Below are 14,592 nucleotides of genomic sequence, written 5' to 3' on the forward strand. Positions count from 1 at the left end.
CGATGGCGAGCGCGGCGTCGTCGACCCCGGACCCGTCCCCCACCGGCGGGGTGTCCGGGCGCGGCGGCGCGGACCGGCACCGGGCCCGGACGGCGTTGCCCGCGGTGCTGTGGCTCCCGGCCGCCCTCGGGTTCGCCCTGGTCATCCTCCCGGTGCTCGGCCTGGTCCTGCGCGCCGACTGGGTCCGGCTGCCCGAGCTGGTCACCAGCGACGCGGCGCTCACCGCACTCGGGCTCTCGCTGCGCACCGCCGCCGCGTCCACCCTGCTCAGCCTGCTCCTGGGCGGCCCGCTGGCGGTGGTGCTCGCCAGGGGGCGCCCACCCGGCCTGCGGGTGCTCCGCTCGCTGGTGCTGCTGCCGCTGGTCCTGCCGCCCGTCGTCGGCGGGCTGGCGCTCCTCTACCTCCTGGGGCGCGCCGGGCTGGTCGGGCAGTACCTCGACCTGCTGTTCGGGGTGCGGATCCCCTTCACCACCACCGCCGTCGTGCTGGCCCAGACGTTCGTGGCCATGCCGTTCCTCGTGGTGAGCCTCGAAGGCGCGCTCCGCACCGCCGGCGAGCGCTACGAGGCGGTCGCCGCGACCCTCGGCGCCCGGCCGTGGACGGTCTTCTGGCGGGTCACCGTCCCGCTGCTGCTGCCGGGGCTCGGCTCCGGCGTCGTGCTGGCCTTCGCCCGCGCGCTCGGCGAGTTCGGGGCCACCATCGCCTTCGCCGGCAGCCTCGCCGGGCGCACGCGCACGCTGCCGCTGGAGATCTACCTCCAGCGGGAGTCCGACGTGGACGGCGCGGTGGCGTTGTCCTTGTTGCTCGTGGCCGTCGCGGCGGCCGTGGTCGTCCTGGCCCGGCCCCGGGCCGTGGAGGGAGCGCGGTGACCCCGGCGGTGGCTCCGGCGGTGGGTTTGGAGGTCGACGTCGAACTGACGCGGCCCGGCTTCGCGCTGGCCCTGGGCCTACGGGTCGAGCCGGGCAAGGTGCTGGCGGTGCTCGGTCCCAACGGCTCCGGCAAGTCGACCCTGCTCGGGGTGGTGGCTGGCCTGGTCCGCCCCGACCGAGGGCGGGTCCGGCTGGGCGGGCGGCTGCTCACCGACGGCGGGACCGGCACGCACGTGCCCCCGCACCGGCGCGGGGTGGGCCTGCTCGCCCAGCAGCCGCTGCTCTTCCCGCACCTCACGGCGGAGGCCAACGTCGCCTTCGGCCCGAGGGCGCGGGGCGTCGGCCGACGGGCGGCCCAGCGGATCGCCCGGCGCTGGCTGTCCGAGGTGGACGCCGAGGGGCTCGCGGACCGCCGGCCGGCGGAGCTGTCCGGCGGCCAGGCGCAACGCGTCGCGCTCGCCCGCGCCCTCGCGGCCGAACCGACGCTGGTGCTGCTGGACGAGCCGTTCGCGGCGCTCGACGTCGACGCGGCCCCGGCCCTGCGCGCCCTGCTGGGCCGGGTGCTCCGCGCCGGCGGGCGCACCGCCGTGATCGTCACGCACGACCCGCTCGACGCCCTCGTGCTGTCCGACCACGTGGTCGTGCTCGGCGCCGGAGCGGTGGTCGAGGAGGGGCCGACCCGGCAGGTGCTCGCCCGGCCCCGCACCGCCTTCACCGCGCGGATCGCCGGGCTGGAGCTGGTCGCGGGCACGGCGGGGCCCGCGGGGCTGCGCACGCCGGACGGCGCGGTGCTGGCCGGACAGCGCGGGCCCGGGCTCGTGGACGGCGCCCCGGCGGTGGCGGTCTTCCCGCCCAGGGCCGTGGCCGTGCACCGGGAACGGCCGGGTGGCAGCCCCCGCAACGTGTTCCCGGTGGTCGTGGCCGGGCTGGAACCCCGCGCCGACGTCGTGCGCCTGCGCGCCGCGGCGGCGCCGGGCGGCCCGGGCTGGGCCGAGGGCCTGGCCGCGGACCTCACCCCGGCCGCCGTGGCCGACCTCGGCCTGGAGCCGGGCGTCCCCGCGTGGTTCGCGGTCAAGGCGACGGAGGTCGCGCTGCATCCCGCCCCCGGGGCGTGAGCGCGACGTGATGTCGACGCGCTGACGGCGGTGCGATGATGGCGGCGTGACGCGTGCGGAGGACACCAACGCCGAGCCCCGTTCCGACTCGACCCCGCGGTCGACGACCTGGAACTACCTGATGGACATGGACGGGGTGCTGGTGCACGAGGAGCACCTCGTGCCCGGCGCCGACGAGCTCCTCGCCGAGCTGCGCTCCCACGGGGTGCCGTTCCTGGTCCTCACCAACAACTCGATCTACACGCCGAGGGACCTGCGGGCCCGGCTCCAGCGCACCGGGCTGGACGTGCCGGAGTCGGCCATCTGGACCTCGGCGCTGGCCACCGCCCGGTTCCTGGACACCCAGCGCCCCGGCGGCAGCGCCTACGTGATCGGCGAGGCCGGGCTGACCACCGCGCTGCACTCCATCGGCTACGTGCTCACCGACCGCGACCCCGACTACGTCGTGCTCGGCGAGACCCGCACCTACAGCTTCGAGGCGATCACCAAGGCGATCCGGCTGGTCGAGTCGGGCGCCCGGTTCATCGCCACCAACCCGGACGAGACCGGGCCCAGCCGCGAGGGCGTGCTGCCGGCCACCGGCTCGGTGGCGGCCCTGATCGAGCGGGCCACCGGCCGCGCGCCGTACTTCGTCGGCAAGCCGAACCCGCTGATGATGCGGTCGGCGCTGCGCGCCCTGGGCGCGCACTCGGAGAACACGCTGATGATCGGCGACCGGATGGACACCGACGTCCGCACCGGGCTGGAGGCGGGTCTGCAGACCATCCTCGTGCTCTCCGGGATCTCCGCCGCCGACACCGCCGAGCGGTTCCCGTACCGGCCGACCAGGGTGATCGGCTCGATCGCCGACCTGATCGGCCGGGTGACCGACCCGTTCGGGGACTGACCGGCGGGTCAGCCGCGCGGCGCGAACGCGCGCCGGTCGTCGGTGTCCACGATCTCCTTGCCCAGCGGCAGGAGCGACACCGGCACCAGCTTGAAGTTGCCGACGCCGAGCGGGATGCCGACGACCGTCACGCACTGGGCGATCCCGGTGACGATGTGCCCGAGCGCCAGCCACCAGCCCGCGACGACGAGCCAGACGATGTTGCCCAGCGCGGAGCCGACACCGGAGCCGGGCCGGTCGACCACCGTCCGGCCGAACGGCCACAACGTGTAGGCGGCCATGCGGAACGAGGCGATCCCGAACGGGATCGTCACGACCAGCACGCAGCAGATGACGCCGGCCAGCAGGTAGCCGAGCGCCATGAGCAGGCCGCCGAAGACCAACCAGATGACGTTGAGGAGGAACCGCACCACCCCGATTGTGCCGGTTCCCGCGCTCAGTCGGGGTCGGTCGCGTGGGCGGCGGCCGCGGCCCACCGGGACCCGGTCCCCGGCCACCCCTGCTCCGGCAGGGGGCCGGGGTCGGGGACCACGCCGGTGAGGTGGTCGGCGAGCCGTTCGGCGTTGTCCCTGACCAGCTCGGCCCTGCGGGACAGCGAGCCGTGCCCCGAGCGCTGCGCGGCGGCCAGCCGGTCCAGCAGGTCGGCCTTGAGCCGCAGCCACTCGACGTGCTCCCAGCGGGCGCGGGGACGGGCGGCCGGTGCGTCGCGCATCGCGTCGTCGATCGCGGCCGCGACGCGTTCCAGGTCGCGATCAGTGGTCATCGGGCCCCTCCAGTGAGTTCCGCCGTGGCCTCCGGCGCGGAGACGGGGTGAGGAGGACGGAGGCAGAAGTGTCGCGCGGGCGACGGCATCGGTGACTACGTGACGCGTCAAGCGTCCGGCTGTTGACGCGACCAGGCGAGGTTTTCACCCGGTCGGGGATCAACCACCCAACGTCAACACGATGAGCGCCCCGTTCAGGGCGATCACCGCGCCGGCCACCAGCCAGGCGGCCACCGCGGTGCCCCGCCGGTTGACCTCCTCGCCCATCACCCGGCGGCTCCCGGTCAGCAGCACCAGCGGGACCAGGGCGAACGGGATGCCGAAGGACAACACGACCTGGGACAGCACCAGCGCCCACGTGGGGTCGACGTCCAGGGACAGCACGAGCAGGGCCGGCGCCAGCGTGACCAGCCGGCGGACCAGCAGCGGGACCCGGCGGCGCAGCAGGCCGCCCATCACGACGGCGCCGGCGTAGCAGCCGACCGCGGTCGAGGCGAACCCCGACGCCAGCAGACCCACCGCGAACAGGGCGGCGACCACCGCGCCGAGCGCGTCGCCCAGCGCGGCGTGCACCCCGTCCAGCGACTCGACGTCGGGCGCGCCCGGCAACGCGCTCGCGGCCAGCAGCAGCATCGCCAGGTTCACCGCGCCGGCCAGGAGCATGGCCGCCGCCACGTCCGCCCTGGTCGCCGCGAGCACCCGCCGACGGGCCGGGCCGGGCGCGGGCCGGCCGTGCCGGTCCCTGGCCAGGGCGCTGTGCAGGTACACGGCGTGCGGCATCACGGTCGCGCCGAGCATGCCCGCCGCCAGCAGGACGCTGTCGACGCCGTCGAACCGCGGCAGCAGGCCGCCCAGCGCGCCGGTCCCGGACGGCGGCGACACCAGCAGGCCGGCGGCGAAGCCGACCGCTATCACCACCAGCATCCCGGTGACGATTCGCTCGAACGGCTGCTGGCCGCGCCGGTCCTGCACCGCGAGCAGCGCGGTGGAGACCACGCCGGTGATCACCCCGCCGAGGAGGAGGGGCAGGTCGAACAGCAGGCGCAGCGCGATCGCGCCGCCGAGCACCTCCGCCAGGTCCGTCGCCATCGCGACCAGCTCGGCCTGGCCCCAGTAGGCCAGCCGGGCCGGGCGGGGGAGGTGGTCGCGCACCGCCTCCGGCAGCGACCGGCCGGTGACCAGCCCGAGCTTCGCGGAGAGGTACTGCACCAGCCCGGCCATCGCGTTGGCGGCGACCAGGACCCAGACGAGCAGGTACCCGTAGCGCGCGCCGGCGGTGGTGTTGGTGGCGACGTTGCCGGGGTCGACGTAGGCGATGGCCGCGACGAAGGCCGGGCCGAGCAGGGCGGCGCGGGAGCGGACGCGGGGCAACGCCGTGCGCAGCGCGTCCCCCAGCGAGACCACGTGCCCCTCCCGTCCCGTCCCGTCGCGCCGCGAGCGGGACAGGACCGCCCCCGACCGCGCCTCCCGATCGCTTGTTGCAAACCCTATGCAACAAAGCGCTGGTGGGGGAGGGTGGGTGCGACCACACCGCGCCGACGGCCGAGCGCCGTCATCCACCCGTCGTCCGGACATCGCCCGGTCGTGCCGCCGGGCGCCGACCGGCCGGAGTGGATCGCCATGAGTGACGAGGACAACTACCCAGCGGAGTCGGAGGTTCCTTCCTCCGGCGTAGGGTGCGAACGTGCCGCTGACCGTCGGTTTCGACCTGGACATGACGTTGATCGATCCGCGGCCGGGCATGGTCCGCGCGTTCGACGTGCTCGCCGAGGAGACGGGGATCCCGTTGGACGGCGAGGCCTTCGCCGCCCACCTCGGCCCGCCCCTCGACGCGGTCTTCGCCGGCTACGGCCTGGACCAGCCGACCGTGGACGCCCTGGTCGCCCGCTTCCGGGCGATCTACCCCGAGGTCGTGGTGCCGATCACCGTCGCGCTGCCCGGCGCCGCCGAGGCGCTCGCCGCGGTGCGGGCGGTCGGCGGCCGGACCGTCGTGGTCACCGGCAAGTACGGGCTGAACGCCGCCCGGCACCTGCGCGCCCTCGACTGGGAGGTCGACCACCTCGTGGGCGAGCTGTGGTCGTCAGGGAAGGGCGCCGCCCTGCGGGAGCACGGCGCGTCCGTGTACGTGGGCGACCACGTCGGCGACGTGCGCGGCGCCCAGGCCGCCGGCGCCGTGTCGATCGGCGTCACGACCGGGCCGTGCTCCGCCGAGGAGCTGGCGACCGCGGGCGCCGACGTCGTGCTGGCCGACCTCACCGCGTTCCCCGCGTGGCTGGCCGGGCACCTGGCCGGCGCCGGCGACCTCGCGGCCGACGCCGGCTGAGGCCGACCGGGGCGATCCGCGCCGCCGGTGGCCAGTGGGCGCCGATCGGCGATTGGCGATCGGCGGTCGGTGGACAGTGGTTGGTGGTCCGTCCTGGATGTCGGTCAGCGGCGGCTCCGCCGAGCGTTCCTGATCACGCCGGCCACGCCGAGGGCCAGCCCCACCGGGAGGCCCAACCCCGCGGTCACGTTCAGCCAGACGGGGAGTTCGGTCCGCCCGGTCGCGAACAACACGAAGATCGCGACCACGGCCAGCAGCCCGATCCCGAACAGCGTTACCCCGACGGGGACCAACTTGGTATCACCAGCTCGCGCCTGCACGTCGTCCGAGCCTAGGCCGGTCGGGTGGATCTTGGTTTTCGGGCGGCCGGGGCAGATGTTGCTTCGCACGACAGGTGGTGTTCTCGCTACGCTGGGGACGCGCGTCCCGGGCACGCCCGGGACGCGTTCGTCGTGCCGGGGCACGGCGTGTGGCAGCGGACTGAGGGAACGGTGAGAACAGTGCCGACCGGCAGGGTCAAGTGGTACGACGCGGAGAAGGGCTTCGGCTTCGTGACCCAGGACGGCGGGGAGGACGTGTACGTGCGCGCCTCCGCGTTGCCGCCCGGGGTGCCGGGGCTGAAGACCGGCCAGCGCGTCGAGTTCGGCGTCGCCGAGGGTCGGCGCGGACCGCAGGCGCTGTCGGTGCGGCTGGTCGACCCGCTGCCGTCGGTGGTCGAGGCCCGGCGCCGGCCGGCGGAGGAGCTGCACGGCCTCATCGAGGACATGATCAAGCTGCTGGAGGCGAAGGTCCAGCCGGAGCTGCGGCGCGGGCGCTACCCCGACCGCAAGATGACCAAGCGGATCGCCGAGGTCGTCCGCGCCGTGGCGCGCGAGCTGGAGCCGTAGTCCGCACGCGGGACGTCGACAGCGCCGCACGTCGGGCCGAGGGGCCGGACGTGCGGCGCTCGTCGTTCCCGGGGCCGGTCGCGGACCGGGGCCCGGCCGCCAGTTCTGGTCGCCAGCCGGTCGGTCGGTTCCGGTCGTCAGCTCCGGTCGTCGACCGAGAGGACCCAGGTCGCGCGGGTCGGGAAGTCGACCCCGCCGTCCACGCGCTGGAACAGCACCGCGCCGAACTGGTGCACCTCGGCGGTCTCCAGCTGCGCGCCCCGCTCGGGCAGGCGCAGCGTGTACGCGAACTGCTTGTCGGGCGGGAAGACCTCGCTGCGGCCGTCCACCCGGTCGCCGTTGGGCAGCCGGTAGCGGAACACCACCTGCCACGGGGTGGCGGCGACGCTGTCGTCGACCGAGATCTGCAGCGGCCGGTCGGCGGGCACCCGCAGCGCGGCCACCGCGTCCGGGTCGGCGGTGCAGTTCTCCACCCGCTCGTCGCAGTGCTGGGAGGGGCCGGTGGCCACCGAGCGGCCGGCCGAGAAGAAGGTCACCTCGGGCTTGGGCGGGGCCGAGCAGCCCGCCACCGCCAGGCCCACCGCCGCCATCAGCACGAAGGTCACGCTCCGCTGACGCACTCCTTGACGACGCACGGGGCGACCCTACGTGGTGCGCTCCGCGGACGCCGGCCCAGGTCCGTCCCCAGGTCCGTCCCCAGGTCCGCCGACCGGGGCTCAGGACCGGGTGCCGGCGTCCGGGAAGGGCCGGGTCGACCAGCTCCCGGGCTCGGCGGGCGGGCCGTCGGCGACCGGGGCCGGCCGGAGCGGGCGGTCGCCGCCGAGCCCGGGGACCAGCGAGCCGCCGCGCCGCGACACGGCGGTCTGGGCCAAGCCCACCGCGAGCACCGCGCCCACCACCGTGAAGCCGATCCACCACGTCGCCGGCAGCAGCAGGCCGAGCGCGCCGCCGAAGACCCAGGTGAGCTGGAGGATCGTCTCGGAGCGCCCGAAGGCCGACGCCCGCGACTGCTCCGGCAGGTCGTCCTGGATCACCGCGTCCAGGCTGACCTTGGCCATGGCGCTGCCGGTCGCGCCGACCAGGCCGAGCACCGCCGCCGTGGCCACGCCCGGCAGCAGCGCCGCGACCGCCGTCGCGGCCAGCACCCCGGACAGCGCGCCCAGCACCACCTGGTCCGGCCGGCCGACGTGCAGCCGGGCGCCCAGGGCGTTACCGAGGAAGTTGCCGGCCCCGGCCGCCGCCCCGATCACTCCCAACAGCACCAGCTGCATGCCGGGGGACTGCTCGGTCTCCGCCTTGATCACGAATGCGGCGAACAGGGTGAGGAAGCCGGTCAGCACCCGGATCGTGCCGTTGCCCCACAGCGCCACGACCACGTGCCGGCCCATCGGCTGGCGGCGGGGCCGGTGCGGGTGCCGGCTCAGCGACGCCGGGACCTCGCCCTCGGTCACCTCGACCCACGCCGGGATGCGCAGGCACAGCCAGGCGCCGACGCCGCACAGCGCGGCGGTGAACCACAACGCGCCGGGCGAGCCGAACAGGGCGGCGAAGCCCGCCGCGAGCGCGCCGAGGACGCCGCCCGCGGCGAGGCCGAAGGCCGTGAGCCGGGAGTTCGTCTTGACCAGCGTGATCTCCGGGGGCAGCACGCGGGGCGTCACCGCCGCCTTCAGCACGCCGAACGACTTCGACAGCACCATGCTGCCCAGCGCGGCCGGGTAGAGCAGCCAGTCGTCGAAGTGCAGCGCCATGACCGCGGCCAGGACGACCCGCCCCGCGAAGGACGCGGCGAGCGCGATGCGCCGCCCCCGCTGCAACCGGTCGAGCGCGGGGCCGACCAGCGGCGCGACCACCGCGAACGGCGCCACCGTGATCAACAGGTAGAGCGCGACCTTGCCCCGGCTCTCCGCCGTCGCGGCGGAGAAGAAGAGCGTGTTCGCCAGCGCCACCGCGATGGCGGCGTCCACCGCGTAGTTGGCCATCACGGTGTAGGTGAGCTTCGCCAGCCCCGACCGGTCCGCGCCGTCGGCGTGCGCGGCGCGCCGGAACGCGTGCACGGCCTGCTGGGTGAGCTGGCGTCCCCGCCAGACCGCCACCCGCGTGACGGTCAGCTTCCTCGGGAGCTGGGGAGCTCCCGGCGCGGGCGTCTCGTCGGCCTCCCCGACCCGCACGCGCCGGGTGCCCTGCGGGCCGCGGAGCGCCGTGCGGGGTGGCAGCGGACGCCGCCGCACCGGCTCGGTCGGCGCGTGCTCGACCGGGAAGGGCCGGGTGACCCGGCTGGGGCGGGTCGGCGCCGCCGAGCCCTGGTAGTCGGGGTCGTCCTGCCACGGGTAGCGGCGCTCCGCCGGTGGCCCGGGGTGGCCGTCGCCGCCCGGACGGCCGCGTGGCGTGCCGTCGGGTCGGTCAACGGGCCCGGACCTCGTCACGCCCCAATCCTGCCCCAACCGGGTCACGCGGCGCGCGGTTCCGGCGGGGATGCGCCGCTCACCCCGCGGGCACGAACCGGACCCGGAACATGCTGGGCCAGTTCTTCCCGGTGACCAGGAACTGGTCCCCGCCGGGCACGGCGGCGACGCCGTTGAGCACCTGGTCGCCCGTCCGGTCGCGGGCGGGCAGCAGCCCCGAGGCGTCGACGACCGCGGTCACCCGGCCCGAGCCCGGGTCCACGCGCACGATCTCGTCGCTGCCCCACACGTTCGCCCACACCGCCCCGTCGGCGCACTCCAGCTCGTTGAGCCGGGTCTGCTCCTCGCCGGCGCGGCGCACCACGACCTGGCCGGTCGGCTGGAAGGTCGCGGGGTCGCGGAAGGTCAGCCGCGCGCTCCCGTCGCTCATCACCAGCCGGCCGCCGTCGTGGCACAGCCCCCAGCCCTCGCCGGTGTAGCCGACCCGGCGGACCTCGGTCAGCGTGGCCCGGTCCCACTGCACGGCCACGCCCTCGCGCCAGGTGAGCTGCCAGACCCGGTCGCCCACGACGGTGACGCCCTCGCCGAACAACGGCGGCGCGAGCTCCGCCCTGCGCCGGACCTCGCCGGTGGCCGGGTCCACCTCGCGCAGCGACGAGGCCCCGACCCGGCCGGTCCCCTCGTAGAGCACCCCGTCGACCAGCTCCAGTCCCTGGGTGAACGCCGTGCGGTCGTGCGGCAGCGTGTCGAGCACCTCGACGCGCAGCCGGCGCGGCGCGTCGGCGCCGGCGACGCCGCCGCACGCGGTGAGCGCGAGCAACCCGGTCAGCAGGACAACGCGGGTCCGCATGGCCACCAGACTGGCACGTCCGCTCCCCTGACGCTCACAGTCGCCCACGAGCAGCGCCGGGCGGCCGGGCTGGCGCCGGGCGGCGCCGGCGCACGTCGTCGCGGGTCCGCGCGTCGGGGGGAACCAGGGGCGGGCGGGGTGACGGGGCGGCAGACCTGGTGGGGCACAATCGAGGGCGTGACGCCAACGCCCACTTCGAGCGAGACCGGCTCGCCGCGTCGAGCCACGGTTGCCGGGGACGTCGGCGGCACGGGGACCCACCGCGATCCGGATCCCGTGCTGGCCGGCGCGGTGGAGCTCGCCCGCGCGGCGGCCCTGGAGGAGGCCGGCGCGGACGGCGTGGGCGCGCACGTCGACGCGCAGGCCGAGGACGACCCGGCCGCCGCGGCCGTCACCCACCTGTTCGAGGCCGTGCACCCCGGCTACGCCGGCTGGCGGTGGGCGGTCACCGTGGCGTGGGCCGGCCCCGACACCCCGGTGACGGTCAGCGAGGTCGTGCTGCTGCCCGGCCCCGACGCGCTGGTGGCCCCCGACTGGGTGCCCTGGCAGCAGCGGGTGCGGGCCGGCGACCTCGGCGTCGGCGACCTGCTGCCGACCGCCCCGGACGACCCCCGGCTGGCGCCGGCCTACCTGGCCAGCGACGACCCGGCGGTGGAGGAGGTCGCGCGCGAGGTCGGCCTCGGCCGGGTGCGGGTGCTGTCCCGGCACGGCCGGACTCTGGCCGCCGACCGCTGGCACCGCGGCGACTTCGGGCCGCGCAGCGAGATGGCGCGCAGCGCGCCGGCCACGTGCGGCACCTGCGCCTTCTACCTGCCGCTCGCCGGGTCGCTGCGGGCCGGGTTCGGCGCGTGCGGCAACGAGTACGCGCCCGCCGACGGCCGCGTGGTGCACACCGAGTACGGCTGCGGCGCGCACTCCGAGGCCGAGATCGACACGTCGCTGTCGGTGCCGGTGGCCGAGGTGGTCTACGACGACGCGGTGCTCGACGTCGAGCCGCTGGCGGCCGTCGCCACCTCGGTGAACGGGTCCGCCCCGGAGAGCGTGTGACGCCATGACCGCCGACCCGTTCGGCACGGCCGTCCTGCGGCGCGCGGTGCTGGACGCCTGGCGTGGCTCCCCGACCCGGTTCCGGGAGGACGCCAACGCCGAGGAGGACCTGCACTTCGGCGGGTACCGCGACCGCCTGCTGGTCGAGCTCGCGCAGAACGCCGCCGACGCCGCCGCGCACGCCGGTGTGCCCGGCCGGGTCCGGCTCGCGGTCGTGGACGGCGAGCTGCGGGTGGCCAACACCGGCGCGCCGCTGGACGCGGCCGGGGTGGCGGCGTTGGCGTCGCTGCGGGCCTCCGCGAAACGCGAGTCGGGCACCGTGGGCCGGTTCGGCGTCGGCTTCGCCGCCGTGCTCGCGGCCACCGACGCGCCCAGGATCGTCTCGACCACCGGCGGGGTGGCGTTCTCCGCCGAGCGCACCAGGGCCGAGGTGGCCGACGTCCCGGAGCTGGCCGACGCGCTGGCGGAGCGGGGCGGCGGTGTGCCGGTGCTGCGGCTGGTGTGGCCGGTGGAGCCGGGCGAGCCCGCGCCGCCCGAGGGGTTCGCCACCGAGGTGCGGCTGCCGCTGCGACCAGACGTCGACGTGCCCGCCCTGCTCGCCGAGTGCGCCGAGCAGGCGGCTGACCTGCTGCTCGCCCTGCCGTCGCTGGCCAGGATCGAGATCGGCGACCGGGCCTGGTGGCGGGCGGGCGAGCTCGCCGACGGGCGCGTGACCGTCCACGGTGACGGCGCGGCCACCCGCTGGCTCGTCCGGCGCCGGCACGGCCGGCTGGCCGAGCCGGCCTTGAGCGGCCTGGCGACCGAGGCCCGCGAACGTCCCGAGTGGACGGTCTGCTGGGCGGTGCCGACCGGCGGCGACGAGGCGCCGACGCCCCTGGCCGAGGACGTGCTGCACGCCCCGACCCCCACCGACGAGCGCCTCTCGCTGCCGGCCCGCCTGCTGGCCACGCTGCCGGTGGAGCCGTCGCGCCGCCGGCTGCTGCCCGGCCCGGCCACCGACGCCGTGCTCGCCGCCGCCGCGGCCGCCTACCCCGACCTCGTGCTCGCGTTGCCGGCGGAGCAGCGGACCTCGGTCGTGCCGTTGCCCGACTTCCCGCTGTCCGAGGTGGACGGCGTGCTGCGGGAGCGGGTGCTGGCGGAGCTGCGCCGGACCGAGTGGCTGCCCTCCGCCGACGGCGGGCCGCCGCTCGCCCCGTCGGCCGCGCGCGTGCTGGACGCCCCGCTCGACGACCTCGCGGCGGTGCTGGCCGAGGTCGTTCCCGGCCTGGTCGCCGCCGAGTTCTCCGCGCCGCGGCACGCGCGGCCGCTGACGGCGCTCGGCGTCGCCCGGCTGACCGCGGGCGAGGTGGCGGCGGCCCTGACCGGGCTGGACCGGGAGCCCGAGTGGTGGGCCCGCGTCTACGCGGCCCTGCAGCCCTGGGTCGAGGCCGACCCGTCGGCGCGGGAGGAGCTGGGCGGGCTGCCCGTCCCGCTGGTCGACGGGCGGGTGGTGACCGGGCCGAGGGACGTGCTGCTGCCGGAGACGGACCGGGCCGCCCTCGACGTCCTCGCCGGGCAGCTCGACGCGGACGGGCCGGACGCGGGGGTGCCGGACCTCGGCGGCCTCCGGATCGCGCACCCCGCCGCGGCGCACCCGCTGTTGGAGCGGCTCGGCGCGCGGCGGGCGGGCCCGGCCGAGCTGCTGGAGGCGTTGCGGGAGCCGGTGGAGCGCTCGGTCGACGACGCCGAGGCGGGCGCCGACGTCACGCCGCTGGCCGAGACCGTGCTCCTGCTGGCCGACCGGGCCGGCGTGCGCCCCGGCGAGCTGCCCTGGCTGGCCGCGTTGGCGCTGCCCGACGTCGACGGCGACCCCTGCCGCGCCGACGAGCTGGTCCTGCCGGGCTCGGCGCTGCTGGGCGTGCTGGCCGAGGACGCCCCGCTCCGGGAGCTGGCCGGGGACGTCGCCCGGCGCTGGCCGGAGAGCCTGCTCACCGCGATCGGCGTGCTGGACCGGTTCCCGCTGCTGGTCGACGACACCCCCGCCGGCCCCGAGCACGACCTGGCCGACGAGGAGGAGTGGTGGGCGAGCCGGCCCACCCCGCCGGAGCGGCTCGTCGCCGTGCGCGACCTGGACCTGGTGGCCGAGGACGCGTGGCCGGCCGCGTTGCGGCTGCTGGCCGCCGATCCCGACGCCCGGCGCGCGCTGCGCGAGCCCGGCTACACGACCTGGTGGTTGGCGCGGCACGCCCGCCTGGCGGGACGCCCGCTCCGGCACTGGCGGCTGCCGGACGCCGACGAGCTGACCGGGCTGTACGACGTGGTCCCGCCGGAGGCGGCCGGCGGCCTGGACCCGGCGCTGCTGGCGGCGGCCGGGGTGCGCGCCCGGCTGGCGGTGCGGGACGTCGAGGACGCCGAGGACCTGGTGGCCCGGCTGGGCGACCCGGAGCGCCCGGTCGCGCCGGGCGTCGCCCTCCGCGTCCACACCGCCCTGGCCACCGCGGTGGCCGACCACGTGCTCGACCCGGCCGAGATCGACCCCCCGGAGCGGGTGCGCGCGCTCACCGGCGCCGCCGTGCCCGCGGCCGACGCGCTGGTGCTCGACGTGCCCTGGGCGCTGGGCGTGCTCGACCCCGGCCGGGTGGTGGCCGGAGGCCACGCCGAGTCGCTCGCCGAGCTGTTGGACCTGCCGCTGGCCGGCGACGAGGTGGCCGGCGAGGTGCGCGTGGCCGGCCGGGAGCTGGACTGGGCCGACCTCGACGGCGTGCCGGAGGCGTGCGGCCTGACCGGGCACGCCCTGCCCGAGGACCCGCTGGTCGTGCACGAGCGCCTGGTGGTGCGAGTCGCCGGCCGTGCTGGTGCCGACGCTGGTGCCGACGTCGCCGTGCCGTGGTGGGTGGACGACGACGGCGTGCTGCACGCCGTGGAGGACCCGACGGGGCTGTCCCGGGCGTTGGCGTGGGCCCTGGGGCGCTGGGCGGACCGGCACCTGCTCGCCGCGTTGCTGGCCGACCCGCACGGGCCGTCCCCGACCACCTACCTGGGCTGACTGCCTGAGCTGAGGCGGCTGCCCCTGCTCGCCCTGGACGTGAGCAGTGGTTCGCCGCGAACAGCCGCATGGCCTGATGTGACCAGCGGTAACGCGGGCGCGGCTGGCGGTTGTGGCCGGGCTGGCCGGGCGGGTACGGGAACACGTTGGGCATCCGGGTGGGCAGCAACCGCGGCCACCGGACCTGGGAGAGGTGGACCCGAGCAGCGCCTGGGTCACCCGTGAGGGGGCCAGCTCAGGGTCTGTCAGATCCAGTGCACTGCCGATACGGGCCTGGCCGCCAAGTGGACGTCGGTCGTGACGTGGAGTGCGGTGAGAAGGGTGTTCGGGCCGGTCGTCCCCAGCGGATCTCGGGCACCCTTCGCCCCGTCCCCGTCCCCGTCCCCGTCCCCGTCCCCGTCCCCGTCCCCGTCCCCGTCCCCGTC

Annotated in this window: 14 protein-coding genes; 7 read left to right on the forward strand and 7 right to left on the reverse strand. The window is 76.7% G+C overall.

Features of this window, described 5'->3' with window-relative positions; translation table 11 throughout:
- The first annotated feature begins 2 nt into the window (after positions 1-2).
- From BUE43_RS05505 to BUE43_RS05515, 3 genes are all read left to right on the forward strand, one after another.
- Positions 3-869, forward strand: coding sequence for an ABC transporter permease (locus tag BUE43_RS05505; protein WP_083959320.1), 867 nt, complete (start codon positions 3-5; stop codon positions 867-869).
- Positions 870-889: 20 nt separating this feature from the next.
- Positions 890-1,984 carry a sulfate/molybdate ABC transporter ATP-binding protein gene (locus BUE43_RS05510; protein WP_073480330.1) on the forward strand — a complete coding sequence of 365 codons (1,095 nt, stop codon included), beginning with the start codon at positions 890-892 and terminating at the stop codon, positions 1,982-1,984.
- 121 nt (positions 1,985-2,105) lie between these two features.
- Positions 2,106-2,870: an HAD-IIA family hydrolase gene (locus BUE43_RS05515; protein WP_073480331.1), complete on the forward strand. Its 765-nt coding sequence runs from the start codon at positions 2,106-2,108 to the stop codon at positions 2,868-2,870.
- An 8-nt stretch (positions 2,871-2,878) separates the two neighbouring features.
- Here the strand turns inward: BUE43_RS05515 and BUE43_RS05520 are convergent, their stop codons facing one another.
- The 3 genes from BUE43_RS05520 to BUE43_RS05530 form a co-directional block, all read right to left on the reverse strand.
- A complete protein-coding gene (locus BUE43_RS05520; protein ID WP_073480332.1) occupies positions 2,879-3,280 on the reverse strand; it encodes a YccF domain-containing protein in 402 nt (133 codons plus the stop codon).
- A gap of 26 nt (positions 3,281-3,306) precedes the next feature.
- Entirely contained in the window at positions 3,307-3,633 is a 327-nt protein-coding gene (locus tag BUE43_RS05525) for a hypothetical protein (RefSeq protein WP_073480116.1), read from the reverse strand.
- A 159-nt stretch (positions 3,634-3,792) separates the two neighbouring features.
- Positions 3,793-5,037, reverse strand: a complete 1,245-nt coding sequence (locus BUE43_RS05530; protein WP_407697085.1) for an Nramp family divalent metal transporter — start codon at positions 5,035-5,037, stop codon at positions 3,793-3,795.
- A gap of 280 nt (positions 5,038-5,317) precedes the next feature.
- Here BUE43_RS05530 and BUE43_RS05535 point away from each other — a divergent pair, with 280 nt between their 5' ends.
- Positions 5,318-5,956: an HAD family hydrolase gene (locus BUE43_RS05535; RefSeq protein WP_073480117.1), complete on the forward strand. Its 639-nt coding sequence runs from the start codon at positions 5,318-5,320 to the stop codon at positions 5,954-5,956.
- 104 nt (positions 5,957-6,060) lie between these two features.
- On the opposite strand, the gene BUE43_RS05540 is transcribed toward BUE43_RS05535, so the two are convergent.
- The gene (locus BUE43_RS05540; protein WP_200797355.1) at positions 6,061-6,276 is read right to left on the reverse strand and encodes a hypothetical protein; all 216 of its coding nucleotides are present in this window, start codon (positions 6,274-6,276) and stop codon (positions 6,061-6,063) included.
- A gap of 180 nt (positions 6,277-6,456) precedes the next feature.
- Between BUE43_RS05540 and BUE43_RS05545 the strand changes: the two genes are divergently transcribed.
- Entirely contained in the window at positions 6,457-6,843 is a 387-nt protein-coding gene (locus BUE43_RS05545; protein WP_073480119.1) for a cold-shock protein, read from the forward strand.
- A gap of 137 nt (positions 6,844-6,980) precedes the next feature.
- Here the strand turns inward: BUE43_RS05545 and BUE43_RS05550 are convergent, their stop codons facing one another.
- The 3 genes from BUE43_RS05550 to BUE43_RS05560 all read right to left on the reverse strand — a co-directional run bounded on the left by BUE43_RS05550 (position 6,981) and on the right by BUE43_RS05560 (position 10,095).
- Positions 6,981-7,448, reverse strand: coding sequence for a DUF2771 family protein (locus BUE43_RS05550; RefSeq protein WP_234995543.1), 468 nt, complete (start codon positions 7,446-7,448; stop codon positions 6,981-6,983).
- A 111-nt stretch (positions 7,449-7,559) separates the two neighbouring features.
- Positions 7,560-9,266, reverse strand: coding sequence for an MFS transporter (locus BUE43_RS05555; protein ID WP_073480120.1), 1,707 nt, complete (start codon positions 9,264-9,266; stop codon positions 7,560-7,562).
- A 58-nt stretch (positions 9,267-9,324) separates the two neighbouring features.
- Positions 9,325-10,095: a glutaminyl-peptide cyclotransferase gene (locus tag BUE43_RS05560; RefSeq protein WP_073480335.1), complete on the reverse strand. Its 771-nt coding sequence runs from the start codon at positions 10,093-10,095 to the stop codon at positions 9,325-9,327.
- Positions 10,096-10,371: 276 nt separating this feature from the next.
- On the opposite strand from BUE43_RS05560, the gene BUE43_RS05565 reads away from it, so the two are divergent.
- On the forward strand, positions 10,372-11,142 hold the full coding sequence (locus BUE43_RS05565; protein WP_073480121.1) for a DUF3027 domain-containing protein: 771 nt from the start codon (positions 10,372-10,374) through the stop codon (positions 11,140-11,142).
- Between the two features lie 4 nt (positions 11,143-11,146).
- The gene (locus tag BUE43_RS05570) at positions 11,147-14,167 is read left to right on the forward strand and encodes a sacsin N-terminal ATP-binding-like domain-containing protein (RefSeq protein WP_073480122.1); all 3,021 of its coding nucleotides are present in this window, start codon (positions 11,147-11,149) and stop codon (positions 14,165-14,167) included.
- The last annotated feature ends 425 nt before the right edge of the window (positions 14,168-14,592 follow it).

The sequence above is a fragment of the Streptoalloteichus hindustanus genome, from assembly GCF_900129375.1.
GTDB classification, from domain to species: domain Bacteria; phylum Actinomycetota; class Actinomycetes; order Mycobacteriales; family Pseudonocardiaceae; genus Streptoalloteichus; species Streptoalloteichus hindustanus.